Source organism: Actinoplanes sp. NPDC051537 (assembly GCF_055586105.1).
Map to the genome: position 1 here is coordinate 13,111 of NZ_JBVJIU010000008.1, position 24,593 is coordinate 37,703.

28 protein-coding genes and 1 riboswitch are annotated in these 24,593 nt (G+C 70.4%); of the genes, 18 read left to right on the top strand and 10 right to left on the bottom strand.

The features are described from left to right. Nucleotides 1–48: 48 nt before the first annotated feature. The 6 genes from ACZ6TB_RS20305 to ACZ6TB_RS20330 are packed head-to-tail and all read left to right on the top strand — an operon-like array spanning nt 49 to nt 4,399. Nucleotides 49–705, top strand: coding sequence for a response regulator transcription factor (locus tag ACZ6TB_RS20305; RefSeq protein ID WP_465556081.1), 657 nt, complete (start codon nt 49–51; stop codon nt 703–705). Then, entirely contained in the window at nt 702–1,832 is a 1,131-nt protein-coding gene (locus ACZ6TB_RS20310; protein WP_465556082.1) for a sensor histidine kinase, read from the top strand. Before ACZ6TB_RS20305 ends, ACZ6TB_RS20310 begins: the two co-directional genes overlap by 4 nt. Before the next feature lie 35 nt (nt 1,833–1,867). Beyond that, entirely contained in the window at nt 1,868–2,272 is a 405-nt protein-coding gene (locus ACZ6TB_RS20315; protein WP_465556083.1) for a DUF3224 domain-containing protein, read from the top strand. 46 nt (nt 2,273–2,318) lie between these two features. Beyond that, nucleotides 2,319–3,101: an alpha/beta fold hydrolase gene (locus ACZ6TB_RS20320; protein ID WP_465556084.1), complete on the top strand. Its 783-nt coding sequence runs from the start codon at nt 2,319–2,321 to the stop codon at nt 3,099–3,101. Nucleotides 3,102–3,110: 9 nt separating this feature from the next. After that, the gene (locus ACZ6TB_RS20325) at nt 3,111–3,929 is read left to right on the top strand and encodes a helix-turn-helix domain-containing protein (protein ID WP_465556085.1); all 819 of its coding nucleotides are present in this window, start codon (nt 3,111–3,113) and stop codon (nt 3,927–3,929) included. A gap of 14 nt (nt 3,930–3,943) precedes the next feature. After that, nucleotides 3,944–4,399, top strand: a complete 456-nt coding sequence (locus ACZ6TB_RS20330) for a GNAT family N-acetyltransferase (protein WP_465556086.1) — start codon at nt 3,944–3,946, stop codon at nt 4,397–4,399. Here ACZ6TB_RS20330 and ACZ6TB_RS20335 read toward each other — a convergent pair. Beyond that, nucleotides 4,396–5,136, bottom strand: a complete 741-nt coding sequence (locus tag ACZ6TB_RS20335) for a hypothetical protein (protein ID WP_465556087.1) — start codon at nt 5,134–5,136, stop codon at nt 4,396–4,398. The genes ACZ6TB_RS20330 and ACZ6TB_RS20335 overlap by 4 nt on opposite strands. Further along, entirely contained in the window at nt 5,072–6,031 is a 960-nt protein-coding gene (locus ACZ6TB_RS20340; RefSeq protein WP_465556088.1) for a hypothetical protein, read from the bottom strand. The genes ACZ6TB_RS20335 and ACZ6TB_RS20340 overlap by 65 nt, the downstream gene beginning before the upstream one ends. A gap of 177 nt (nt 6,032–6,208) precedes the next feature. On the opposite strand from ACZ6TB_RS20340, the gene ACZ6TB_RS20345 reads away from it, so the two are divergent. Both ACZ6TB_RS20345 and ACZ6TB_RS20350 read left to right on the top strand, forming a co-directional pair. Continuing rightward, nucleotides 6,209–7,033 carry a LacI family DNA-binding transcriptional regulator gene (locus ACZ6TB_RS20345; protein ID WP_465556089.1) on the top strand — a complete coding sequence of 275 codons (825 nt, stop codon included), beginning with the start codon at nt 6,209–6,211 and terminating at the stop codon, nt 7,031–7,033. 127 nt (nt 7,034–7,160) lie between these two features. Next, complete coding sequence (locus ACZ6TB_RS20350) at nt 7,161–8,579, top strand: glycosyl hydrolase (protein ID WP_465556090.1); 1,419 nt, start codon at nt 7,161–7,163, stop codon at nt 8,577–8,579. 63 nt (nt 8,580–8,642) lie between these two features. Here ACZ6TB_RS20350 and ACZ6TB_RS20355 read toward each other — a convergent pair whose 3' ends face one another. Together ACZ6TB_RS20355 and ACZ6TB_RS20360 are read right to left on the bottom strand one after the other, a co-directional pair. After that, nucleotides 8,643–9,569: a DMT family transporter gene (locus tag ACZ6TB_RS20355; protein WP_465556091.1), complete on the bottom strand. Its 927-nt coding sequence runs from the start codon at nt 9,567–9,569 to the stop codon at nt 8,643–8,645. Nucleotides 9,570–9,680: 111 nt separating this feature from the next. After that, on the bottom strand, nt 9,681–9,914 hold the full coding sequence (locus tag ACZ6TB_RS20360) for a hypothetical protein (protein ID WP_465556092.1): 234 nt from the start codon (nt 9,912–9,914) through the stop codon (nt 9,681–9,683). Between the two features lie 76 nt (nt 9,915–9,990). On the opposite strand from ACZ6TB_RS20360, the gene ACZ6TB_RS20365 reads away from it, so the two are divergent. Together ACZ6TB_RS20365 and serA are read left to right on the top strand one after the other, a co-directional pair. Continuing rightward, nucleotides 9,991–10,908 carry a phosphotransferase gene (locus ACZ6TB_RS20365; RefSeq protein WP_465556093.1) on the top strand — a complete coding sequence of 306 codons (918 nt, stop codon included), beginning with the start codon at nt 9,991–9,993 and terminating at the stop codon, nt 10,906–10,908. A gap of 164 nt (nt 10,909–11,072) precedes the next feature. Continuing rightward, nucleotides 11,073–12,293 (top strand): phosphoglycerate dehydrogenase, encoded by a 1,221-nt coding sequence (gene serA, locus ACZ6TB_RS20370; RefSeq protein WP_465556094.1) that lies wholly within the window; start codon nt 11,073–11,075, stop codon nt 12,291–12,293. 1 nt (nt 12,294) lies between these two features. Here the strand turns inward: serA and ACZ6TB_RS20375 are convergent, their stop codons facing one another. After that, entirely contained in the window at nt 12,295–13,686 is a 1,392-nt protein-coding gene (locus ACZ6TB_RS20375; RefSeq protein ID WP_465556095.1) for a hypothetical protein, read from the bottom strand. Between the two features lie 101 nt (nt 13,687–13,787). Further along, nucleotides 13,788–14,444, bottom strand: a complete 657-nt coding sequence (locus ACZ6TB_RS20380; RefSeq protein ID WP_465556096.1) for a response regulator — start codon at nt 14,442–14,444, stop codon at nt 13,788–13,790. Nucleotides 14,445–14,665: 221 nt separating this feature from the next. On the opposite strand from ACZ6TB_RS20380, the gene ACZ6TB_RS20385 reads away from it, so the two are divergent. From ACZ6TB_RS20385 to ACZ6TB_RS20400, 4 genes are read left to right on the top strand one after another with little or no spacing between them, the layout of a single operon-like run. After that, the gene (locus ACZ6TB_RS20385) at nt 14,666–15,154 is read left to right on the top strand and encodes an AfsR/SARP family transcriptional regulator (RefSeq protein WP_465556097.1); all 489 of its coding nucleotides are present in this window, start codon (nt 14,666–14,668) and stop codon (nt 15,152–15,154) included. A gap of 21 nt (nt 15,155–15,175) precedes the next feature. Beyond that, nucleotides 15,176–15,757, top strand: a complete 582-nt coding sequence (locus ACZ6TB_RS20390) for a class I SAM-dependent methyltransferase (protein WP_465556098.1) — start codon at nt 15,176–15,178, stop codon at nt 15,755–15,757. Between the two features lie 59 nt (nt 15,758–15,816). Next, a complete protein-coding gene (locus tag ACZ6TB_RS20395; RefSeq protein ID WP_465556099.1) occupies nt 15,817–16,338 on the top strand; it encodes a MarR family winged helix-turn-helix transcriptional regulator in 522 nt (173 codons plus the stop codon). After that, nucleotides 16,335–18,074, top strand: a complete 1,740-nt coding sequence (locus ACZ6TB_RS20400) for an MDR family MFS transporter (protein WP_465556100.1) — start codon at nt 16,335–16,337, stop codon at nt 18,072–18,074. Before ACZ6TB_RS20395 ends, ACZ6TB_RS20400 begins: the two co-directional genes overlap by 4 nt. A 190-nt stretch (nt 18,075–18,264) precedes the next feature. Here ACZ6TB_RS20400 and ACZ6TB_RS20405 read toward each other — a convergent pair whose 3' ends face one another. The 3 genes from ACZ6TB_RS20405 to ACZ6TB_RS20415 all read right to left on the bottom strand — a co-directional run bounded on the left by ACZ6TB_RS20405 (nt 18,265) and on the right by ACZ6TB_RS20415 (nt 19,862). Then, a complete protein-coding gene (locus ACZ6TB_RS20405) occupies nt 18,265–18,927 on the bottom strand; it encodes an ANTAR domain-containing protein (protein WP_465556101.1) in 663 nt (220 codons plus the stop codon). Between the two features lie 231 nt (nt 18,928–19,158). Continuing rightward, nucleotides 19,159–19,329, bottom strand: a complete 171-nt coding sequence (locus tag ACZ6TB_RS20410; protein ID WP_465556102.1) for a hypothetical protein — start codon at nt 19,327–19,329, stop codon at nt 19,159–19,161. 257 nt (nt 19,330–19,586) lie between these two features. Next, nucleotides 19,587–19,862: a DUF6158 family protein gene (locus ACZ6TB_RS20415; protein WP_465556546.1), complete on the bottom strand. Its 276-nt coding sequence runs from the start codon at nt 19,860–19,862 to the stop codon at nt 19,587–19,589. A 27-nt stretch (nt 19,863–19,889) separates the two neighbouring features. Between ACZ6TB_RS20415 and ACZ6TB_RS20420 the strand changes: the two genes are divergently transcribed. The 3 genes from ACZ6TB_RS20420 to ACZ6TB_RS20430 all read left to right on the top strand — a co-directional run bounded on the left by ACZ6TB_RS20420 (nt 19,890) and on the right by ACZ6TB_RS20430 (nt 21,928). After that, entirely contained in the window at nt 19,890–20,297 is a 408-nt protein-coding gene (locus ACZ6TB_RS20420) for a hypothetical protein (RefSeq protein ID WP_465556103.1), read from the top strand. A gap of 10 nt (nt 20,298–20,307) precedes the next feature. Next, a complete protein-coding gene (locus tag ACZ6TB_RS20425; protein WP_465556104.1) occupies nt 20,308–20,625 on the top strand; it encodes a DUF3817 domain-containing protein in 318 nt (105 codons plus the stop codon). Nucleotides 20,626–20,791: 166 nt separating this feature from the next. Then, a riboswitch (cyclic di-AMP (ydaO/yuaA leader) is annotated at nt 20,792–20,942 on the top strand. Nucleotides 20,943–20,956: 14 nt separating this feature from the next. Beyond that, nucleotides 20,957–21,928 carry a C40 family peptidase gene (locus ACZ6TB_RS20430; protein ID WP_465556105.1) on the top strand — a complete coding sequence of 324 codons (972 nt, stop codon included), beginning with the start codon at nt 20,957–20,959 and terminating at the stop codon, nt 21,926–21,928. Nucleotides 21,929–21,995: 67 nt separating this feature from the next. On the opposite strand, the gene ACZ6TB_RS20435 is transcribed toward ACZ6TB_RS20430, so the two are convergent. Further along, entirely contained in the window at nt 21,996–23,000 is a 1,005-nt protein-coding gene (locus ACZ6TB_RS20435; RefSeq protein ID WP_465556106.1) for a sigma-70 family RNA polymerase sigma factor, read from the bottom strand. Nucleotides 23,001–23,567: 567 nt separating this feature from the next. Here ACZ6TB_RS20435 and ACZ6TB_RS20440 point away from each other — a divergent pair. Continuing rightward, the gene (locus ACZ6TB_RS20440; protein ID WP_465556107.1) at nt 23,568–24,263 is read left to right on the top strand and encodes an SDR family NAD(P)-dependent oxidoreductase; all 696 of its coding nucleotides are present in this window, start codon (nt 23,568–23,570) and stop codon (nt 24,261–24,263) included. Nucleotides 24,264–24,593 lie beyond the last annotated feature (330 nt).

Below are 24,593 nucleotides of genomic sequence, written 5' to 3' on the forward strand. Positions count from 1 at the left end.
GGAAAAACGTGACGCCGAATTGACGCGGGCACGCGGCACCATGGAGGCATGCGGATCCTGGTGGTCGAGGACGAGCCGTTGCTCGCCGACGCGGTGGCGCAGGGCCTGCGGCACGAGGCGCACGCCGTCGACGTCGCGTACGACGGCGCGGCCGCCCTCGAGCGCATCGACGTGAACGAGTACGACGTGGTGGTGCTCGACCGGGATCTGCCGGTGATGCACGGCGACGACGTGTGCCGTCTGATCAGCGACCGGGGCCTCGATGCCCGGGTGCTGATGCTGACCGCGGCGGCCGGCATCGACGACCGGGTGACCGGGCTCGCGCTCGGGGCCGACGACTATCTGCCCAAGCCGTTCGCCTTCCGCGAGCTCTCCGCGCGGGTCGCGGCGCTCGGCCGTCGCGCTCGTCCGGCCGCTCCGCCGGTGCTGCGCCGGGCCGGGATCAGCCTCGACCCGTACCGGCGGGAGGTGCACCGCGACGGCCGCTACGTGCCGCTGTCCCGCAAGGAGTTCGCCGTGCTCGCCGAGCTGCTGCGGGCCGACGGGACGGCGGTGTCGGCCGAGTCGCTGCTGGAGAAGGCCTGGGACGAGAACGCGGATCCCTTCACCCACGCCGTACGGATGACCATCCTGAAGTTGCGGCGGAAGCTCGGCGATCCGCCGGTCGTGCTCACCGAGCCGGGAGTGGGGTACCGGATCCCATGAGAGTCACCGTTCGCACGCGCCTGACCCTGGTCTACGGCGGCCTCTTCGTGCTGGCCGGCATGGTGCTGCTGGGCGCCACGTACATCCTCGTGCAGCAGCGGCTGCCGATGGCGGTCGCCGGCGAGGCGTCGAACTCGGTCGGACCGGAGACCGCCGGTCTGGGCCCCGAGCCGAAGTTCGTCGAGAGGATCGTCAGCGGCACCCAGAACACGGCCCTGCACACCATGCTCACCCAGGGGCTGATCGCGCTGGCGGTGGTGAGTGCGGCCGCGATCGCGCTGGGTTGGCTGGTCGCGGGCCGGATGCTCCAGCCGCTGCACCAGATCACCGCGACTGCGCGCCGGATCGCCGAGGCGCCCCCGGACGCGGACCGCGGGCTGCACGAGCGGATCGCGCTGACCGGGCCGTCCGACGAGATCAAGGAGCTGGCCGACACGTTCGACGTCATGCTCGAGCGGCTCGACCATTCCTTCGACGGGCAGCGCCGGTTCATCGCGAGCGCGTCGCACGAGCTGCGGACGCCGCTGACGCTGAACCGGACGCTGCTGGAGGTCGCGCTGGCCGGGGAGTCGCCGTCGGAGGAGGTCCGCCAGCTGGGCACGACGCTGCTCGCCATCAACGACCGGCACGGGCGCCTGATCGACGGCCTGTTGCTGCTGGCGCAGTCGGACCGGCCGGTGGCCGAGCGGTCCTACGTCGATCTGGCCGACATCGTCGAGCACGTGGCGGTGTCGGACACGGTGAAGGTCGTGACCGAGCCCGCCGAGGCGGTGGTGGCCGGGAACCCGGTGCTGCTGGAACGGCTGGTGCAGAACCTGGTGGAGAACGGGGTGCGGCACAATTCGGGCGACAACGGCTGGGTTCGCGTACGCACGGGAACGCGCCCGGACGGCTGGGTGATGCTCGAGGTGTCCAACTCCGGGCCGGTGATCCCGCGATACGAGGTGCCCGGGCTGTTCGAGCCGTTCCGCCGGTACAAGTCGGACCGGCTGCACGGGCCGGGCGCCGGCCTCGGCCTGTCGATCGTGCGGGCGGTCGCGCGGGCCCACGGCGGCGCGGTCGCGGCGGTCGCGCGGGACGAGGGCGGCCTCGTGGTGACCGTGACCCTGCCCCGCTACCAAACTTGACGGTTGTTGTCAGCCATTGGCCGTACGGTGCAGGGATGCGAGCAAGCGGAACATTCGACGTGGCCGGCTTCACCCCGGCCCCGGTGCCGTCCGGCGAGATCAAGACCGGGCTGCCGGTCGGCGTCGCGACCATGCGCAAGACCTTCGCCGGCGAGGTCGACGGGCGGTCCGAGACGCTGTTCACGGCCGCCTTCGACCCGGCGAGCGGCACCGGGACGTACGTGGCGATGGAGTCGTTCGAAGGCAGCGTCGGCGGGCGCCCGGGCGCCTTCAACTTCGTGCACTCGGCCACCACGACGGGCGCGGACCGGCAGGCCGAGTTCCTGACGATCGTCCCCGCCAGCGGCACCGGCGAGCTGACCGGCATCCGTGGGACGGGCGGCCTGACCGTCGACGAGGACGGCACGCATCGCATCTGGTTCGAGTACGAGCTGGGCTGACATTTGTCCAATACCGGCGGCGGCCGTCGAGCGGATCGTCGCCGGTATGAGTTCGCATGGGATGCACGTGGAGCACGACGGGCCACGCGAGGCGCCACCGCTGTTGCTCATCCACGGATCGGGGGCCGCGGCGGGCTCCTGGCGCCCGATGGTCCCGCTGCTCGCCGCCGACCATCACGTCATCCGGGTCGACCTGCCCGGTTGCGGGCGGTCGGCGCCGCCCGAGTCGTACGCCGTGCCCGACCAGGCGGCCCGGGTGGCCGCCCTGCTCGATGAGCTCGGCCTGCGCCGGGTCACCGTCGCCGGGCACTCCAGCGGCGGCTATGTCGCCACCTCGCTCGCCGAGCAGCGGCCCGGCCTGGTGCGGTCGATCGCACTGATCAGCTGCGGGCCGCGGATGGACGCGCTGCTGCCGCAGCCGCTCATCCTGCGGGTGCTGATGGCGCCGCCGCTCGGCGGGCTGCTCTGGTCGCGGCGGTCCGACGACCTGACCCGCAAGGGCATCGCGTCGACGGCCGCCGGCCCGGTGGAGATTCCCGACGAGGTCGTGGCCGAGCTGCGCGGCACGACCTATCGAGCCTTCCGCGGCGTGATGCGCGGCAACAGCGCGTACCTCTCGGAGAAGAGCGTGCCCCAGCGCCTGGCCGGACTCGGCATCCCGGTCCTGGTGATCTTCGGCGCCGCCGACCCGCGCTGGGAGCCGGCGTCGGCCCAGCAGTACTACGCGGTGCCGGACGTGCGGATCGAGATGCTGCCCGGCGTCGGGCACCTGCCGATGTTCGAGGATCCCGAGGCGGCGAGCAAGACGCTCCTGGATTTCGCGGCCTAGGCTGAGCGCGTGTTGTGGTCCGACGTGAGCATCGCGGTGCCGCGTCCGGCGAGCCTGCCGCCCGGCGTCCGGATGGCCGGGTTCCGTCAGCGCGTGCCGTCCCCGCTGGTCGACATCGCCATGGTCGCGCACCCGTCGGTCACGCTGCTGGTCGACCTCAGCGACGGCGACGCCCTGATCTACGACGCGGCCGGCCGGCGGCGCCGCGGCAGCGCCGTGATCGGCCTGCTGCCCGGCGAGCTGCGGGCCGGCGGCCAGGGACTGGTCGCCTGCCTGCAGATCCGGCTCTCGCCGCCGGTGGCCGCCGGATTGTTCGGCGCCTCGGCCGACCTGACCGGCGCGGTCGTGCCTTTCGACGAGATCTGGGGTCGCTCGGGCGTGCGCCTCGAGGAGCGGATCCGGGCCGCCGGTTCGTGGGAGGAGCGATTCGCGATCGCGACCTCGGCGGTGGCTCGCGGCTGCCGATCGGCCGCGGTTGACCCGGAGGTCGCCCACGTCTGGCGGCGCACCCGGGGCGGCCGGGGCCGGGTGCGGGTCGAGGAACTGGCCGACGAGGTCGGGTGGAGCCGCAAGCGCCTGTGGTCCCGGTTCCGCGCCCAGGTCGGCGTCACCCCGAAGGTGGCGGCCCGCCTGGTGCGCTTCGACCACGCGGCCCACCTGCTGGCGTCCGGGCACGCGCCCGCCGATGCCGCGGCGTCGGCCGGCTACGTCGACCAGTCCCACCTGCACCGCGAGGTTCGCGAGTTCGCCGGCCTGACCCCCACCGCCGTGGCCGCGGCGCCGTGGCTGGCCATCGACGACGTCGCCTGGCCGGCCCTTCCCACCTGAGATACTTCCCGCTCGTGAAGCTACGCCCGGCGACCCCGGCCGACCTCGAGCCCTTGGCCGACCTGCGGGCGGTGGTGCTGCGCGCCGACCTGGAGCGCCTCGGCCGCTACGACGACCACCGTGTACGACAACGCCTGCGCGACTCGTTCTGCCCGGCCCACACCTCGATCGTCACGGTCGACGGCGATCTCGCGGGAAGCGTGGCTTTGCGCCCGGCCGATGATCGGCAGTGGTTGGAGCACTTCTACCTGGCGCCGCAGCACCAGGGGCAGGGCCTGGGATCGGCCATCCTGAGGGCGTTGCTCACGGAGACCGACGCGCGCGGCCAGACGGTCGGCCTCAACGTGTTGCAGGGCAGCGCGGCCCAGCGCCTTTACGCCCGGCACGGCTTCGTCGTGGAGTCGGAGGACCCGGTCGACGTCTTCATGGTCCGCCCAGTTGGCCCATCGGGCGGGAGTCAACTCGCCTAATCAAACGCGTCGAACATTCCGGCGCCGTCCACCTGTCCCAGTGACAACTTGTTGTACCGGCCGATGGCGGAGCGCAGCACCTCGCTGTCGCCGAATCGTGCGATGTTGCCGTCCGGCAGGGTCATCACCAGGGCCACGCCGCCGTCCGGCCCGTCGCAGGCTATCGTCTCCGCGAACTGAACCGCTTGGCTCGACTGGGCGAAGACAAGATGGGCATCCTCCATCGTCACGAGAATGGCCGGAGTTTCCCGGCTGACCTGGAATCCGCCTCGTTCCTTGCGGCCGCGAGCGATGTTGGCCGCGGCGCCGAGCATAAGAGTGATCTCGTGCAGGTCGACACCCAGCCAATCGACCATGGGCAGGAACTTCTGAATCCCGTGCCGGTTGCCCAGATCGATCATCCATGGAAGGAACGGACCGGACCGGACGGTACCAAAGGTAACGACCGTGAGCGAATTTGTCTTACCCGATTCGGGCGGCCCCATGATGACGCCGTGCCACGGTCGTCGCGACGAGTCCAGCACTCGCCACCGCAGAATCTCGTCGTGCACACCGCGGCCAACGCTTATCAGTCCGGACTCGTGATCGAAATCCGGTCCGTTGTAAGGGAACGTCTTCGATGCGAGAATCTCGAAAGCCCTTTCGAGATTCTCGACGTCATCCTCATCGCGATCAGCAAGAACGACGTCCCGAGGTTTTCGTAGCCGAGGTGCCTTCTGACCGAACGATTGCAGCACGACTTCCGAGAGTTCCGCTTCGGCGAGCATGGGTCCCGGATCGTCCAGCATCAGGAGCCGGCCTTTCCACGTCCCGGCGCCCCGCGCTGATACGCCGCCGGGCCGCGGTTGCCGCGACGCGAAGCAGCCGAAATCCCGCCTTCCGCATGACTCCCATCGCAGTGGTCGGATGCTCGGGCCGCCACTCGCGCAGCAGATCGTTGTAGGGAGGATCGAAGTAGGCGATCAGGGCGTGTTCGGCCAGATCCACCGCAACGGCCGTCGGCCGGCGGTCCGTCCGGTTCCAGAAGACCCCGGCTGGATCCAAGATGCCGTCCGCGCTGCCCGGCTCGGAATCGTCGAGGTGATCCGTGCTCACCCGATCACGCCGGGTCAGCTCGAAGGCTGTGACGAACACGTGCCATCCGTCGTCGTGCTCCTCGTATATGCGTTGCAACTTCTCATGTCGCTTGGTCCGCGTCCATGCATTGTTCGACCCTTCCTTACCGAAGGCCTGACCAATGTAGAGAACCTCATGCCGCGAGATGTCCTCACGTGCGCGACTGCAGAGTGCGCTTAAAGCCCAGGCGTCGCCGTGCAGCAGCACCGAATCCACGCGGAACGAGAAGTATGCGCCGCCGTGGTAAGCGCGGAAATCATTTCCCCGGCGGAGAAAGTCACCGGTCATCGAGAAGCGGTGCCTGGCGGACGAGGCTTCGCTATGGGGCTTCGTGCGGACTTCGAAAGCGATCTCTCTCGGGTGAAACCGAGCAGAGTCGGAATCTATTCGGACGGATGGCCGCCGGGAGATCAGGTAGATGTGGCAGTCCGCAAGCGCAGCCTCGAAGTCCGGCAGATCGAAACGACGTTGATACGTGTGGACTGCGCGAATCTCGTACATCAGCGAACCGGCCATTCCAGGACGCTAAGAGCTGGGCCGACCGGTCCGAGTCGGGTTGCCGGCACTGACCACGATCCGATTGACAGAGTCGGCCATCGGGGCCGACCCGTCAGCGCACGGCGCGGCGTGCCCGGCTTCCGCGTGGCCGGGTCAGCCTCAGGCGCTACGGTACCTAGCGGCGGAGGGAGCCAGGTGACGCAATTGCGGCGGGTCGGGTTGGTGCTCACGCGGCCCTCCCGGGTGCTCGGTGAGGAGCCCTACTACCACGAGTTCATCGAGGGACTCGAGCGCGTGCTCACGCCCGCGAGGGTTTCGGTGCTGCTCAAGGTGGTGACCGACCGGGACGCCGAGACCGAGACGTATGAGCAGTGGGCCGCCGACCACCGGGTCGACGGCGTGATTCTGGTCGACCTCGCGCCCGGGGACGATCGGGTCGAGCTGGTCGGGCGCCTCGCGTTGCCGGCCGTGGTGATCGGCGACCCTTCGACCGCGCCGGGGCTGCCGACGGTGTGGACGGACGACGCCGGGTTTGCCCGGGAAGCCGTGCGCTTTCTCTCGGAGCGCGGCCACCGCACGATCGGGCACGTCAGCGGCCCCCTCACGCTCGCGCACACGCAACTGCGGCGCGGTGGGTTCGAGGCCGAGGCGGCGGCCCGCGGCATCGCGATCCATCAGGCCGAGGGCGATTACTCGTACGAGTCCGGGAAGGTCGCGGCCGAGGCGCTGCTGGGCATCCCGGTGACGGCGATCGTCTTCGACAACGACGTCATGGCCATCGCCGGCCTCGAGGTGACGCGCGAGCACGATCGCGACGTGCCGCGGGACGTCTCGGTCGTCGCCTGGGACGACTCGGCCCAATGTCAGCTGGCCGCGCCCGCCCTCTCGGCGATGAGCCACGACGTGGGCCGCATCGGCGAGCTGGCCGCCGACGCCATGCTCGACGCCATGGCCGGCAAGCCGCCCGCGGTCTACGAGGCGCCGCACGCCCACATCGTGGTCCGCGAGAGCACGAACTAGAGCCCCGGCCGACGAGAACGAAACGACGTCCCGCGACGATTTAGATTATTAATCTAACCTTGACACCATGTGACGGCGGACTCATGCTGGCGATCGATCGTCGCCTATGCAGAGGAGCCGTCCCCCGATGAAAGTCACCCGCGTGTTCGCGGCCGCCGCCGTCGCGCTTTCGCTCGCCGCCGCCCTGCCCGTCCCGGCCCGGGCGGCCGGCCCCGCCACCCGCACCGACGTCCTCGACTATTTCCACAGCATCAGCGGCAGCTACACGCTGTCCGGCCAGCAGGACGGGCCCTCGGCGGCGCCGAACACCTGGCAGCAGAAGGTGCACGACATCACCGGCGTCTACCCGGGCGTCTGGGGCGGCGACTTCGCCTTCGAGCAGACCGACATCAACGCCCGGCCCACGGTGATCGCCCAGGCCAAGGCCGTGTGGGCGGCGGGCACGATCCCGGCCCTGGTCTGGCACGCCTGCCCGCCCACGGTCGCCACCACCTGCCACTGGGACTACGGCGACGGCGCGATCGAGAGCAAGCTGACCGACGCGCAGTGGACCTCGCTGATCACCTCCGGGTCCTCTCTGAACGCCGCGTGGAAGCGGCGGCTCGACGAGGCCGTCCCGTTCCTGCGCGACCTCCAGAACAGCGGCGTGCCGGTTCTGTTCCGCCCGATCCACGAGATGAACGAGGGCTGGTCCTGGTGGGGCGGCCGGCCGGGCGCGAACGGCAGCCGGCGGCTCTACCAGATCACGAAGGACTACTACGACAGCCTCGGCCTGACCAACCTGATCTGGGTCTGGAACGTCAAGGACATCGCCGGCGGCGCCGCCCACCTGGCCGACTACTGGCCGGGCGCGTCCTACGTGGACCTCGCCACGCTGGACATCTGGTCCAACAAGCAGCCCACGACGGAGTACTACCAGGCGATGCTCGGCATCGCCGGCGACAAGCCGATCGGCATGGCCGAGAACGGCACCGTGCCGACTCCCGAGACGTTGCGGGCCCAGCCCCGCTGGACCTACTTCAGCATCTGGATCGGCTGGCTCACCGACCCAGCCTGGAACCCCGACCAGAACGAGATCAAGCGCACCTACTACGACGCCCGGGTCCTCAACCGAGGCGAGATCACCATCGGCGGCTCGACACCCTCCTCCCCCACCGGCAAGGTCCGCGGCGTGGCGAGCGGCAGGTGCGCCGACGTGGCGGCGGCGAGCTCGGTCAACGGCACCGCCGTCCAGCTCTACACCTGCGACACCGGCGGCAGCGCCCAGGCCTGGACGATGGCCGCCGACGGCACGGTCCGCGCCCTGGGCAAGTGCCTGGACGTCACCGGCGGCACGGCGGCCGACGGCACGAAGCTGCAGATCTGGGACTGCACCGCCGGCAACCCCCACCAACAGTGGCGCTACAACTCGGCGTCGCAGACCCTGACCAACCCGGCGACCGGCCGCTGCCTGGACGCCACCGGCCAGTCGACCGCGAACGGAACCCGGCTCCAGATCTGGACCTGCAACGGCCAGTCCAACCAGCGCTGGACCATTCCGGCCTGACCGGCACCGGCACGGGGGGGGGGGGGGGGGGGGGGGCCCCCCCCCCCCCCCCCCCCCCACGCCTCACACTTCGACGCCCCGGGGCCGCTCGGCATCCGACGCATGCCCGCCGTCCGCCGAGCGTGAGTCGCGCTCGGCGGTGGCCGGGTCGGCATCGGCGGTCACGGCGCCCGGGCTGGTGGTGCGGCGAGCCAGGCCGATCACGCCGAGGGTCATGACGATGCCGGCCAGGGCCACCACGATGCGGCCCGGCACGCCGAAGCGGAAGCCCTCGTCGAAGACCACGATGCCGGCGATGGCGGCCACGATCGGGTTGGCGACGCTCACCGTCGCCAGCGGAGCGGCCAGGCCGGCGCCGCGGTAGGAGAGCTGGCTCAGCAGGTAGCCGCCGGCCCCGAGCAGCACGACCATGCCGGCCATGAACAGGGAGACGGCGCCGACGCCCTCCTCGGTGAAGGTTGCCAGGACGGCCTTGGACAGCACCGACGAGATGCCGAAGCCGACGCCGGCGGCGGCCGACAGCAGCAGGGCCCGCCAGCGGGGTGACCGGGCGGAGACCCCGGCGGAGACGCCGACCAGGACCGCGACCACGCCCAGCGTGATCGCCGAGAGGACGCGGCTGGACGTCTCGGTGAGCAGCGGCGGGTCGTCGGCCTCGACCGACAGCGACAGGATCAGGGCGAGGGCGGCGACGGTCAGGCCGGCGTCGATCCAGGCCGGCACGCCGATCCGCACGCGGTAGCGCAACACCGAGATGGGCAGGGCGAACAGCAGCGTCAGCGTGCCCAGCGCCTGCACCACGGCCACCGTGCCGAAATTCAGCGCCACCACGTGCAGGACCACCCCGCCCGCCGTCAGCAGCAGCGCGGCGGCCCACCGGGCGAGACCCCGCTGGCGGTTCTCGGCCAGCCGCTCCTGAGCGACGGCCGCGCCCGCATAGCTCGTGGCGGACAACACGGACAGCACGACAGCCCAGCCAAGCGACCCCATGGACACCCCTCTTCGAGCTTGCCTCACCGACCCACCAGTCAGCCTGTCGAAGGCGCAGGATCTTGGCGTCCTCCTGAGGGGGTAGATGACCCTTACATCTCTCGTGGTATCTCACGCCTCGGCGGACGGCACCCGATTTCCCGCGGAGCGGCGGGCGCGGGCGCGCGCTTCGGCGAGGCGGGCCGCGTTGCGGTCGACCATGCCGTGCGCGCGGCGGCGGGCGGTCAGCCGGCGCCGCTCGGCGCGCTCGTCGCGGCGGCGTCGCGCCTCCTCGGCGCGCGCCCGCAGCGCGGTGAGCCACTCGTCGTCGGTCGCCGGGATCGGGGGCGGGAGGTTCGTGGGCATGGGGTGAGTGTGGTGGAGGGGTACGACAAGAAATTGCGCTTTCGCCGCGGCGGGCCCGGCTGCCACGATCAAGCGCATGACGCAGGCGGCGAGAGTCCGGATCGGCTGGCGGGACATGCCCGAGGCCGTGCGCTCCCGGACCGAGGAGATCATCGGCGGCGGCCGGGTGACCGCGGCCGACTCGCAGGCCGGCGGGTTCTCCGCGGGCTCGGCCGACCGGGTGGTCACCGAGTCCGGCCGGCGCGCCTTCGTCAAGGCGGTCACGCCGGCGATCAACGCCCGCTCGGCCGAGCTCGCCCGGCAGGAGATGCAAATCACCGCGGCGCTGCCGGCGGCGGCGCCCGTTCCGCGGATGCTCGGCGGCTTCGACGACGGTGACTGGGTGGTCCTGGTCCTCGAGGACGTCGACGGTGCTCAACCCCGTGCGCCCTGGGTCGAGAGCGAGATCGACGCGGCCGTGACCGCGCTCGACGTGCTTGCCGCCACGCTCACGCCCGCGCCGATCTCCGGGGTGCCCACGGCGGCCGACCAGATGGCCACCGACTTCGCCGCCTGGGACGCGATCGCCGCCGATCCCCCGGCCGACCTCGACCCCTGGGTGACCGATCACCTGCCCGAGCTGAGCGCGGCCGCCGCCCGGTGCCTGGCCGCCCTCGGACGCGGCGACACGCTGCTGCATTGCGACGTGCGGGCCGACAACATGCTGGTCCGCACAGGCGGCGGCATCGTGATCGTGGACTGGCCGTGGGCCTGCCTCGGGCCGGCATGGATCGACCGGATGTGGCTGGCCTGCGACATCCTGGTCTCCGGCAGCGACCCGGCCCGGGCGATCGAGGGCATCGACCCGGTCCTGGTGACCGGCTTCGCGGCGGCGATGGCGGGCTCCTTCGAGCGCGCCGGCCGCCTGCCCGACCCGCCCGGCATCCCCACCGTCCGCGCCTTCCAGCGGCGCTGGGCCGGCGCGCTCAGCGGCTGGGTCCGCGGGCGGATCTGATCTCGGCGCGGCCCGGGCGCGTACTCATCGGCGTGGTTACGGCCATCGCACCAGATGGGAGGTCCGGCACACCGGCCCGGACCGGGGCCGGCCGCGCATTAGGCTGGTAGATCTGGGCTTCGGCGTGGCGGCCCGGACGGCCTCAACTTCTCAACACGGAACGGATGATGATGATCGAGCAGGCCAAGGTGCGAGTCCTTCTGTTGGAGAGCATTCACCGCGACGCGGTGTCCCGGCTCGAGGCGGAGGGATATCACGTCGAGTCCGTCCGCAACGCCCTGGACGAGGCCGAGCTCCTCGAGCGCATCCCGGGCGTGCACCTGCTGGGCATCCGGTCCAAGACCAAGGTGACCGCCAAGGTGCTCGAGGCGGCCGACAGCCTGGTCGCGATCGGCGCGTTCTGCATCGGCACCGACCAGATCGACCTGCACTCCGCCTCGGCCGCGGGCGTGGCGGTCTTCAACGCGCCGTTCTCGAACACCCGCTCGGTGGTGGAGCTGGCGATCTCCGAGATCATCGCGATGACCCGCCGCCTCACCGAGAAGAACGCGCTCATGCACGAGGGCGTCTGGGACAAGTCGGCGGACGGCGCGCACGAGATCCGCGGGCGGCGGCTCGGCATCGTCGGGTACGGCAACATCGGCACCCAGCTGTCGGTGCTGGCCGAGAACCTGGGCATGCACGTCTCGTTCTACGACACGGCCGACAAGCTGGCCCTCAGCAACGCCCACCGCTGCGCCTCGCTCGAGGAGCTGCTGGAGACGTCGGACGTGGTGACCCTGCACGTCGACGGCCGGCCGGGCAACGCCGGGTTCTTCGGCGCCGAGCAGTTCAAGCGGATGAAGCCGGGCGCGCTGTTCCTCAACCTGTCGCGCGGCATCGTGGTCGACCACGTCGCGCTGCGGGACGCGCTGACCGGCGGCCACCTCTCCGGCGCCGCGGTCGACGTCTTCCCCAAGGAGCCGAAGGGCCGCGGCGACGAGTTCGTCTCCGAGCTGCGCGGCCTGCCGAACGTCATCCTCACGCCGCACATCGGCGGGTCGACCGAGGAGGCGCAGTCCGACATCGGCGACTTCGTGGCCAACAAGCTGGCCCACTTCGTCACGGACGGCAACACGACGCTGAGCGTCAACCTGCCCGGGGTGGCGCTGCCCGAGCAGAGCGGCATGAGCCGGATCGTGCACGTCCACATCAACATGCCGGGGGTGCTGGCGCAGGTCAACAGCATCCTGGCCAAGCACGCGGTGAACGTCGAGGGTCAGCTGCTGAGCACCCGCGGTGAGTACGGCTACCTGATCACCGACATCAGCGGCGGCTTCAGCGACGAGGTCCTCGACCAGTTGCGCGCCATGGAGCAGACGGTCCGCCTGCGCGTGCTGTCGTAGGTCAGGCGTTCTCCACCGTCAGCGTCGTGATGCGGGCGCCGGCGGTGACGTCGTAGCGGTCGGTGGTGTTCCAGCCCTTCGGGGTCAGGGTCGAACCGGCCGCTACGTCCTTGAGGGTCCGGCTGCCGGCGATCACCGTCTGCGCGCCGCCGCCCACCTTGATCCGCACCGGGTTGGCGGCCGGGGACTTGAGGACGAGCTTGTCCACGGCACCGTTGATCTTCACGGGCACGGTCCCGGCCGGCTGCGAGAGGGTCAGCTCGGCCTCGCGCATCCCGGCGACCATCTCGATGCCGCTGATCTGGCCGCCGCTCACGTCGATGTTCTGCTTCTCGGCGTACCCGGAGAAGCGCAGCTGCCAGCGCACCTTGGCGGCCAGCACGACCTCGATCTCGCCGCCGGTGCCGTCGCCGTCCTGGGTGGTCTGCAGCTTGACGTCGTCGTTACGGATCGTGGCGCTGGGCAGGATGCCGGCGTCGTCCGGTGTGGAGATCCGGTAGAGGTCGTCGCCCAGCTCGCCGATCGTCACGTGCACGACGTTGGCCCCGGCGAGCAGCTCGAAGCTGGCCTTGGTGCGGTTGTCGAGGGGGGCGCTGACCGTACGCTTGCCGGTCCCGCCCGCGCCGAGCTGGAGCACCGAGTCGAGCTGGTCGTCCGAGCCGGAGAAGTACATGACGCCGACGATCGAACCGGCGACGAGGACGATCGCGGAGAGCACGACGATACCGAGGGTGACCATCCGGGACTGTCGCGGCGGAAGCGGCTCGGCGGGGGGCGCCTCGCGACGCGGCGGCGGCGGTGGCGTCCGCCGGACGGCGTGCTCACCGGACGGCGCCCGGAGCGCGCGCGACGAGCCCGAGTGACTACGCAGCGCGCCCGTCGCACCCGAGTCGCGCCGCAGCGCGCCCGTCGCGCCCGAGTTGCCCCGCACCGCGGCCATCGAGCCGGACGGCCCCCGCAATGCGCCGGACAAATCGGACGACGATTCGGCCGGCATGCGCGCGGGCGGCGGCCAGCTCGATGTCGTCTGCCGGATGGGAAGCTCGGTCTCGGGCACGGGAGCGGGAGACGACCAGCTCGATGCCGCCGGCCGGGCCGGGACGTCGATCACGGGCGAGGGAGCGGGCGAAGGCGCGGGCGGCGCCGACGTCGGCCCGTGCCGCATCGGTGAGATCGGCGTGGCGGTGAATCCGTAGGACGCCCGGTTCGAGCCGCCGGCCGGCGTGGCCGGGCCGTACTCCGGAGCGGGCGGCGGCGGCACCTCCGTGCCGTCGGTGAACCACGACCCCCCGGTCATGGATTCGGCCGGCGGATGCGCCGGCGGGCGCCGATAGAGCGTGTCCCCCTTGACCGCCACACCGGACATCGCGTCGTCAGCTGCTACTCGGTCCACCGCGAGTCTCCCCTGTCGCAAGCACCGGCATCCCGGCTATCCCCGACAGTGGTACGGATCTGGGGTTCTCGCGGATGAGTACCGGCAGGAACTACTTAGAGTTACTGCCGGCCGGGGCGGATCAGGCCCCGCCGGGTGGCGATCGCGACCGCCTCCAGCTGGCTGTGCGCGCCGAGCTTGGCCAGCACCGCCTTCACGTATCCACGGCAGGTGTGAAGGCTTATTCCGAGACGGCGGGCGATCGCGCGAGCGTCCAATCCGGCCGCCATGAGGTGCAGCACCTCGTCCTCACGAACGGTGAGCCCGCCACCACGCGGCGCCGCCACCGGGGTGGTGCTGCGCAGCAGCCGGGCGAGGATGTCGGTGGAGACCGTCATGCCGCCGCCGTGCGCGGTGCGCAACGCGTTCAGCACGTCGCCGAGAGCGCCGTTCTTGGACAGGAATCCGGCGGCGCCGGCCGCGGTGGCCCGCCCGACGAGCGCGCCCTCGTCGCTGGCCGTGAGGATCACCACACGGGTGTCCGGCTGGCGAACCCGAATCAGCTCAGCGATCGCAATACCGTCCGCATCGGACAGGTCCGGATCGAGGAGTATTACGTCGGGAAGCAGCTGCGCGGAGAGCTGCAACGCCTCCGCGCCGGTGCGGGCGTGACCGACGTACTCGAGGTCGGGCTGGCCGGCCAGAGCGTGTCCGAGCAGCTCGGCGAACGTCTGGTGGCCGTCGACGACGAGGACGCTGATCGCTTCGCCGTGTTTCATGCGCCACCTTTCAAACCGATGAGGACCTCGGAAGTCTAAGGAGTACCAGCTCTCATCTTTGCCCTACCAACAGCCTGCCGCAGCGACGGGCCGGATCCGTTGCGCCGGTACCACCGACAGAAGGATGAGGCCAAGCGGCCGCGATCACCAGTCTTTCGGTTGATGGAACCCCTAGCATTGGGCCTTGCCGGTCAACTTTGCCAGACGCAGAGTTCTCATTCATGTTCGACATCCAGCTCTTCGGCCGCATCGAAGTTCGTACCCGGGGCGAGCGCCTCTCGGGCGCCGACTTCGGTGGCGACCGGCCGCGGCACCTCCTCGCCCTGATCGCGTTGCGCGGCGAGGTGTCCATTTCGGAGCTGGCGGAGCTGCTGACCACGGGCAAGAAGTCCGTCGAGGCCGACTTGTCGGTTCTGCGGGCCCACCTGGAGCCGGGTGCGACCACGCGCGATTCCGTGTTGATCACGCACCGTGGCCGGGTGCGCTTCGATCCCGATCGCGTACGCGTCGACGTGGCTCGATTCGACGAGCTGGTGGCCGCCGCCGCGAGCCGGCCCGCGCAGCGTGCGATCAAGCCGCTGACCGCCGCCGCGTTCCTCGCGAGCCGTCCCCTGCTCGAGGAGGAGGACGCGCCGTGGGCGGCCGAGGCGCGTAGCGAATACCGGGCCAAACTGGTCATGGCGGCGCCGCCCGCGGCCGTCAAAAGTTAAGCCAAAAATTAGACTCGGCGGGTGCTCCGACCGGTACCGCTGACCCCCGAGATCTCGCTCCATCTGGCCGACCCCCGAACCGGCCTCTTCGACCTGACCGGCGGCGAGTTCCGCAGCGACGAACCACCCCCGTTCTGGTCGTTCGCGTGGGCCGGCGGCCAGGCCCTCGCGCGCTATGTGCTCGACCATCCCGAGGTGGTGGCCGGCAAACGCGTACGGGATATCGCCACCGGTTCCGGAATCGTCGCGATCGCCGCCGCCCGGGCCGGCGCCGCCGAGGTCGCCGCCGCCGACATCGACCCCCGCGCGGTCGCCGCCGCCCACCGCAACGCGGCCGCCAACCACGTCACTCTGAGCGATGACGTGGCCGACGCCGAGGTGATCCTGGCCGGCGACGTCTTCTACAGCCCCACCGTCGCGGCGGCCATCACCAGCGATCTTCGGATGGAACGGCGGAATTCCGTCACGGTCCTGGTTGGCGACCCCGGACGCGGGTATTTCCCGGCTCGGCTGTTCGAGCGCGTGGCCGAGTACACCGTGCCGGTGCCCGCCGCGCTCGAGGAGGCAGAGACGCTGACGACCGGGGTCTGGCGAATGCGATGAGCGTCACTTTCTGTGGCCGTTAGCGAGATGCTTTCATCACACAACAAGTTGTACGCTGCATGCATCAATCAATCTTTTCGGGACGGCAGCACGTGCAGACGATGGACGCGGCCGGTGGCGCCTCGCGTCTGGCCGACGAACTTATGCGGTTCTTCCGGCTCGGCGCCCGGGCGAAGGGCATGCTCAACCGGGGAGACCTGGGTGCGGAGTTCTCCGCGTTGATGCTGCTCTTCCCTCTGCGGTTCCACGGTCCGATGCGCGTGACCGACCTGGCCGAGGCCAAGCAGGCCGACCCCTCCACGGTCAGCCGGCAGGCCGCACAGCTGGTGAAGGCGGGCCTGGCCCGCCGCGAGGCAGATCCGGAGGACGGCCGGGCGTCCCGCCTGGCCATCACCGAGGAGGGTCTCGCCGCCTGCCGCGAGTTGCACGACGCCCGCGAGGCCTTCCTCGCCGCGGTGCTCGAGCGCTGGCCGGCCGGGCGGGTCGAGGCGTTCGTCGAGCTCTTCACCGAATTCAACAGCGCGGTCGAAGCGCATCTGCGCAGCGAGCCGGCCGCGACACCACCACGGGAGAACGCGTGAGCAACACCGAGACCACCGCGCCGCCGCCCACCGGCACCGCGGACTTCACCCACCGTCAGATCCTCACGGTTCTCGCCGGCCTGATGATGGGCATGTTCCTGGCCGCCCTGGACCAGACGATCATGGCCACGGCCACCCGGACGATCGCCGACGACCTGCACGGCTTCGACCTGCAGGCGTGGGCCACGACGGCCTTCCTGATCACGTCGACGATCTCCACGCCGCTCTACGGCAAGCTGTCCGACATCTACGGGCGGCGGCCGTTCTTCCTGTTCGCGATCGGCATCTTCATCGTCGGCTCGATGCTCTGCGGCCTCTCCCAGAACATGTACGAGCTGGCGGCGTTCCGCGCGATCCAGGGAATCGGCGCCGGCGGCCTCATGTCGCTGGCCCTGGCGATCATCGGCGACATCGTGCCGCCCCGCGAGCGAGCCCGCTACCAGGGCTTCTTCCTCGCCGTCTTCGGCACCGCGAGCGTTCTCGGCCCGATCCTCGGCGGCTTCTTCGCGGGTGCCGACAAGATTCTGTGGGTGGACGGCTGGCGCTGGGTCTTCTACCTGAACGTGCCGATCGGCATCGCCGCCATGGCGGTCGTGGCCAAGGTGCTGCACCTCCCCCACCACCGGGTCAACCACCGCATCGACTGGCCCGGCGCGCTCACCCTGATCATCGGCCTCGTGCCGCTGCTGACCGTGGCCGAGCAGGGCCGCACGTGGGGCTGGGACTCCGGCCGCTCGATCCTCTGCTACGTGATCGGCGTGATCGGCATCGTCGCGTTCGTGTTCGCCGAGCGCGCGTACAAGGAGGAGGCGCTGCTGCCGCTGCGGCTGTTCGGCAACCGCACGGTCAGCGTCGGCGCCGTGTCCAGCTCGATCCTCGGCATGGCGATGTTCGGCGGCCTGATGACCGTCCCGCTCTACCTCCAGATCGTGAAGGGCTCCTCGGCCACCCTCGCCGGGCTGCAGATGATCCCATTCGTGTTCGGCATCATGGCCGGCTCGATCACCGCCGGTCAGTTGATCGCCCGTACCGGCCGCTACCGGATCTTCCCGATCATCGGCAGCAGCCTCATGGTCGTGTCCCTCGGGCTCTTCGCCACCATCGGCGCGGACACCCCGCTCTGGCAGACCATGCTGATCATGGTGGTGATGGGCCTCGGCCTGGGCGGCAACATGCAGCCGATGATCACCGCGGTGCAGAACGCGGTGAGCCCGCGCGAGATCGGCGTGGCCACCAGCTCGGTGACGTTCTTCCGCTCGATGGGCGGCACGCTCGGCACCGCGATCTTCCTGTCGGTGCTCTTCAACGTGCTCCCCGGCAAGATCAAGGGAGCGTTCACCTCGGCCGCCGGCACCGACCAGTTCAAGGCCGCGCTGGCCGCGCACCCCGACCAGGCGAAGATCCTGCAGGACGCGACCGCCGGTGGCGGCGGCGATCTGAGCGACACCTCCTGGATCAACAAGCTGACCGACGTGCTCGCGCACCCCTTCAAGGTCGGCTTCTCGGACGGCATCCAGGTGGTCTTCCTGCTCGCCCTGGCCGTGATGATCGTCGGCCTCGTGGTGGTCTTCTTCCTGCCCGAGATCCCGCTGGCCCAGCGCTCGGCCCAGGCGCAGCGCGAGGCGGACATCCTGGCCGCGGAGAACAGCGACGGCGTGCCGGGCGAGGTCGGCGCGGGCCCGCTCACCGACAGGAACCACCCGGTCCCGGCCGGCAAGGACGGTTCCGCCGGCTGACCGGCACCCACCAGCAGGCAAAGGGCCGAGGCGACCGCGCCTCGGCCCTTTGCTCTGCTCACCTCGGCGCGCGGGCCCGACGCCCAGCTCTGCTCACCTCGGCGCGCAGGCCAGACGCCCAGCTCTGCTCACCTCGGCGCGCAGGCCAGACGCCCAGCTCTGCTCACCGCCACGCGCGGGCCAGACGCCGTCAGGCGTTGCGGGCGACGGCCGCGATCAGGCGGTCGGCGACGGCCTGGCGGTCGAGGCCGAGCCGCTGGGCGGTCTCGCCGAGCACGTCGTAGGCCTCGCGCACGCCGCAGCCACGCTGGGCGATGATCACGCCGACCGCACGGTCGACGGCGGCGCTGGTGCTCGACTCGTCGCGGCGGCGGATCTCGCCGAGCAGGACCTCGGCCTGGCCGACCAGCGCCATGGCGGTCAGCGTCAGGTCGGGGCCGAGGCCGCCGGGGCGATCCAGATAGAGGCTGAGCGAGCCCACCTCGGCGCGCGGCACGTCCAGGGGCACGGCCACCACCGACCGGACGCCCTCGGCCCGGGCCGGCTCGGCGAGCTCGGGCCAGCGCTCGTCCGTCGCCAGGTCGGCGACCGTGACGAGCGAGCGGCCGCGAGCCGCGTCGAGGCCCGGGCCGGTGCTCAACGCGTACTGGAGCTCATCGACGCCCTCGCCGCTCGGACCGTAGGCGGTGCAGCTGAGTGGGCCGCCCTCGCCGATCAGCGCGACCGAGCAACGCACCGCGCCCGGCACCGCACCCACCGCGAACGACGCGAGGCGCTCCAGCGCCGCGCCGAAGCTCTCCGCGCCGAGCAGGCGCACCGACACCTCGTGCAGCAGTCCCGCCAGTTCGACCATTTCGCTACCCAAGCCTGGACTATCAGTCGGCGGAGCCATGTCGCTACCCAAGCCTGGACTATCAGTCGGCGGAGCCGAGTCGCTGAGAGCCGCCGGACGCGGCCGACGCGCACGCGTGAGACGACTCAGCACGCGCGCGGGCCCACGTTTGGGGGCAGAAATCCGGCGATTCAGGGCAGACACGCCCGGCACTATGCCATGACCATCGACAGACACGGAAGTTCGATGCCCCTACCGGGTGGTGTCGTCCGAGGTCCGGTTCTCCCGCGGCTCCGGGTCGTCCTCGCGCTCGTCGGACTCCGCGAGGATCGCCTCAGCCTGCGCCTGCGGGTCGGCGCTGCCGGCCGCGCGCTCTTCGGGGAGCAGTTCGGCGGCGCGTTGCTCGATGCGGTCCTCAGTCATGATCGACGAAGTACCCCGCCCCGAAGGGCCGTGAAACACCGCGCGGCCCCCGGGAGAACCCGGGGGCCGCGCAAGAGATGTCGGTGTGCATGTCGCCTCTCGGCGAGTGGCACGACACGGCTCCAGCCGAACGGTATTCCGTGAAGGCATTAGTGGTGAGGCCCGGGGACACTGGACACACCGACATCTATTCTCAACCGTCGGTCGCCCGGCCCGATTCCGTGAGCGATTGTGACCTGAGTCACTTCCGGTCGCGGTCAGAAGGCCTGGGTCAGGCGGGACGGGTCCACCTCGCGGCCGGGGTGGCGAGCCATGTACTCGGTCTCCAGGTCGGCCGTGCGCCGGAAGTGGTTGTCCAGGGCCGCGTCGGGGCCGTGCCGCAGCGTCTCCAGGCGCGCGCGGTAGAGACTGGTCAGCTCCCGGAACAGGTCGTCGTCCGCGAGCGTGGCGGGGTCCACGCCGATCTCGTTGTCGAGCATCGCTACCTCCGCTGGTCGGGCCGGTAAGGGAGCGTTGCCCGTGCGGACGGCGATCAAACACCCGCCGGTACGCTCGTGGGCATGAAGGGGCTGTGGACGCCGGCGTGGATCGCCCGGCACGTCCTCGCGCTCGCCGCCGTGGTGGGCTGCCTCGGGCTGGGCTGGTGGCAGTTCAGCCGGGCCAGCGGTGGCAACACGCTCAGCTGGGGCTACACCTTCGAGTGGCCGGTCTTCGCGGCCTTCTTCGCCTTCCTCTGGGTGCGCGAGGTGCAGCTCGCCCGGCGCCCGGCGCGGCCACCCGAGGAGGATGCACCGGTGCGGCCCCCGGGCTCGCCGGTCACCGCCGGCCGGCCGGTCCGGGTCGCCGTCGCGGCGCCACCCGCCGAGGACGACCCGGAGCTGGAGGCGTACAACGACTACCTCGCCTGGCTGGCGGCCCACCCGGGCGCCCGGGCGACGGACTACCCCGGAAACTCGCCGAAGAAATAGGAAGTGGATCGTGCAGGGAGCCCTCATCCGTTACCGGATCATCGCGTGGATCGTCGGCGTCTGCCTGCTCACGCTCGTGCTGGTCGGCATGCCGCTGAAGTATCTCGGTGACAACGACACGGTCGTCGCGATCGTCGGCCCGGCCCACGGCTTCCTCTTCATGGTCTACCTGGTGCTGACGTTCGATCTGGCGCGCCGGGCGGGCTGGCCGTTCCTGCGGATGCTCCTCGTCATGGCCGCCGGAACGATCCCCTTCCTCTCGTTCTGGGCCGAGCGTAAGGTCACCAACGCGTGGGTTCCCGCGGAGCTGGCGAAAAGTCCCGTTTGACGGCCGGAATAACGCCGAGTCTTCGCCGAATGACAATGCGTTATCGGGATCATTGGTGCATATCTGGCGTTTACCTTAAATCCCGCGCAGAGACCTTGATTTTGTTTCGCGCATCGATAAGTTAATGCGGTTGGTTCGGTCCGCAGCCACTTCCCTCGGGTGGCGCCGGCCAACGCCGCCGAATCGGCGCGACGTGCCCCCCACGTCTCGGCCGAACCGGGGAACCGCGTTCCTGGGGTGAATCCGCTGTTCCAGCGGTAGGGCCTTCTTCCGCCCGAATCCGTCAGCTAACCCGGTAGGTGGCACAAGCGGAAGAAAGGTCTAGCAACCGGTGCCAACCCCCCGCACCAGCCTGCGGTCTCTCGCGGTCGCGGCCATGGCGATCGCGCTGACCGGGTCCCTGGCGACCTCGGCACACGCGGCGCCGTCCGAGAGCGAGCTCAAGAAGCAGATCGAGACCGCCTCGAACCAACTCGAGGACATCACCGAGTCGTACAACAAGCTCAACATCGACCTGAAGAAGACCGGCGACGACCAGAAGAAGCTGGCCGCGTCGATCGCTCCGGCCAAGGCGAAGATGGTGGTCGCCGAGGCCCAGGTCCAGTCGGTCGCCTCCACCGCGTACATGCAGGGCCGGGTCGGTCCGATGACCGCGCTGCTCGGCGGCGACCAGAGCAGCCTGATCGACCGGATGAGCTACCTCGACATGATCAGCCGGTCGAACCAGCGCGACATCGACGACTACGCGCAGACCACGCAGACCTTCGCCGAGCGGCAGGCCGCGCTGAAGACGACGCAGGCCAAGCAGCAGGCGCAGCTCAAGGCGATGGCGACGCGCAAGAAGACGATCGAGAGCAACATCAAGAAGCTGCGCGCCATGCGAGAGCAGGCGTTCGGCAGCGCGACCGAGACCGGCGTCTCGGGCGCCGCGGGCAAGGCGCCGAACATCTCCGGCTCGGCGGGCATCGCGGTCGACTTCGCGTACGTGCAGGCGAACAAGCCGGCGTACTACGGGTACGGCGACTCCGGGCCCAACACCTTCGACTGCTCGGGCCTGACCATGGCCGCCTGGGCCAAGGCCGGTAAGTCGCTGCCGCACAACGCGGCCGCGCAGTACAGCGCCACGGCCCGCATCACCAAGTCCCAGCTGCAACCGGGCGACCTGGTGTTCTATCGCAGCCTCGGCCACGTCGGCCTGTACGTCGGCGGCGGCATGATCATCGACGCGTCCCGCGAGGGCGAGCCGATCAAGAAGCGGACGATCAACATCATGACCCCGTACGGCTACGGCCGGGTGAAGTAACCGAACGCGGACATCAAGAAGGCCGGTACCCGAGGGGGTACCGGCCTTTCGCGTCTCGTCGGGGGGGTCAGGCGGCCTGGAGGCCCTCGGCCCGAGCCAGCTCACGCAGCCGGCCGAGCGCCTGGATCTCGAGCTGACGGATGCGCTCCCGGCTGAGCGAGAAGCGCGACGCCACCTCGGTCAGCGAGTGCTCCCGGCCGTCCTCGAGGCCGTACCGCGCCCGCATGATGCCGGCCGACCGGTCGTCGAGGTGGTTGAGCAGGCCCTCGATGCGCTGCCGCTCGAGAGCGGTCAGCACGATCTCCTCCGGGGAGGGGGCGTCGCTGTCGGCGACCAGGTCGCCGAGGTTGGTGTCGCCGTCGTCGCCGACGGGGGTGTCGAGCGAGACGGTGTCCTGAGCCCAGCGGGTGAGCTCGTTGACCCGCTCCACGGTCACACCGAGCGCCGCCGCGATCTGGTCGGGCTCGGGGTCGGCGCCGAGCTCGCGGACGAGCTGGCGGGTGACGTTACGCATCCGGTTGACGTCCTCGACCAGGTGCACGGGGAGTCGCACGGTGCGCTCCTGCTGGGCGATGGCCCGGCTGATCGCCTGGCGCACCCACCACGTCGCGTACGTCGAGAACTTGTAGCCGCGCTCGTAGTCGAACTTCTCGACGGCGCGGACCAGGCCGGTGTTGCCCTCCTGGATCAGGTCGAGCATCGGCATGCCGGATCGCACGTAGCGCCGCGCGATCGACACGACGAGTCGCAGGTTGGCCCGGATGAACAGATCCTTCGCCCGCTGACCCTCGTGGACGATCCGCTCGAGCTCTTCACGGCTCACGCCGCGAGGCATCTCACCCTCGTCGAGCAGGAACTCCGCGTACAGGCCCGCCTCGATCTGCTTGGAAAGGTCGACTTCCTCGGCCGCGCTCAGCAGAGGCGTCCGGGAGATCTCGTGCAGATAGACGCCGACCAGGTCTCGCTCCTCGGCGACCTGGTCGGTCCGCATCACGGTGTTCTTCTCCACGTTGCCCACGGTCCCCTCATTGCGTTCACTTCTTACCCCGTTACGGGCAAACCCTGTGTTCATCAGTTCCTCCCCGTAACGCCCGCAGTACGTTCATTGCGGTTACTGGCATCTACACAACAAATGACTGGTCGCACTGATTCCGGCTGGTGGGTCGAAAGTGTCACGAATGCCTGGGTGATTGCTGAGAGCCGCGTGCGATGTTCCTGAGGAGGGCTCTCGTCGCGGCATTCGCGTGCCGCTGCCGGCGCGTCGGTCGCGTACCAAGACGCATACCCGTCGCTAGCCTCAATGACACCATCGGCCCCTCATCCGTCGCAGCGACGGGCATCACCACTGACCATGGGACACTCGTCACTACCCAGTACGGCCACTCGGCTTCCCGGGTTCACGTGCAGCATCGACAGGTTCGCGACCGGCTTGAAACAAAAGCCTCATCGAAAAGATCCCGTTAGGCCGGACCGAACGGGACACCTGCCACAATGCGGCACGCGGAGCCGCAGTTCAACTCGCCCGCAAGGGTGACGCCCATGCAGGTGACGGCCCTTTCGTCAACGAAAGGCGATCACCAGATCATCCTGCGGCGACCGTGACGAAAACCACACCGTCCGCGGCGGATGAGCGGGCAGCATGATCCCCATGGACAACGGGCGCACGGTATTCGTCACGGGCGGCGCGGGCGGGCTCGGCCGGGCCACGGTGGAGGCCTTCGTGGCCGGCGGCTGGCGCGTCGTGGCGCCCGTGCGGCCAGGCTCCTCGGGCCCGCCGAAGGGCGCGATCGCGATCGAGGCCGACCTCTCGAATGAGACCGACGTCACTGCCGCCATCGCCGTCGCCGCGGCCGAATCCGGGGCGCCGCTGCGGGCGGTGGTCAATCTCGCCGGGGCGTACGCCGGTAGCGGTCTCGTGGCCGACACCCCTTTCACGGATTTCGAACGGCTGCTCGCGCTCAACCTCCGCCCGACCTATCTGGTGACGGCCGCGGCCCTGCCCCGGCTGATCGCGGCCGGCGGCGGAGGCATCGTCTGCGTCTCGTCGAGGGCCGCCGTGGCCCCGTTCCCGGGCGCCGCCGGTTACGTGACGGCCAAGGCCGCGGTGCTGGCGTTCGCCAACGCGGTCGCGGTCGAGTACCGGAAGCAGAAGGTGCGCTGCAACACGATCCTGCCGAGCGTCATCGACACCCCGGCCAACCGCCGCGCGATGCCGGACGCCGACTTCTCCCGCTGGGTGCGACCGGAGGAGATCGCCCCGACCATCGTCTTCCTGGCATCCGACGAGTCAGCCCCGACAACGGGCGCGACGATCCCGGTCTACGGCCAGGCGTAGCGGGGGTTTCCGGCGGCTTGAAGATCAAGAACATGCGGGGATACGGGATTTTCGGGTCGCCCAACCGCACGAGCCCAGCCCCGCCCAGTCGCCCCGCGATCCGGGCGGTCGGCGGCGCCGCAGCGCGCCTCTCGCGCGAGGCGTGGGGTCGCTGATCGGCCGCGAGCCCGAGGACAGGCCGTCGACCCGCCGCGCCACGAAGGCGGGGTAACCGCCGGGAGCCACCGCGCCGAGCATTCAGCCGTCGTCGAGCGGGGAGCCGGGCGGCGTGAGCAGCGCCGGCGGTAAGCAGAGCCGGCGGTGGGCGAGCCCGGAGGTAAGCAGAGCCGG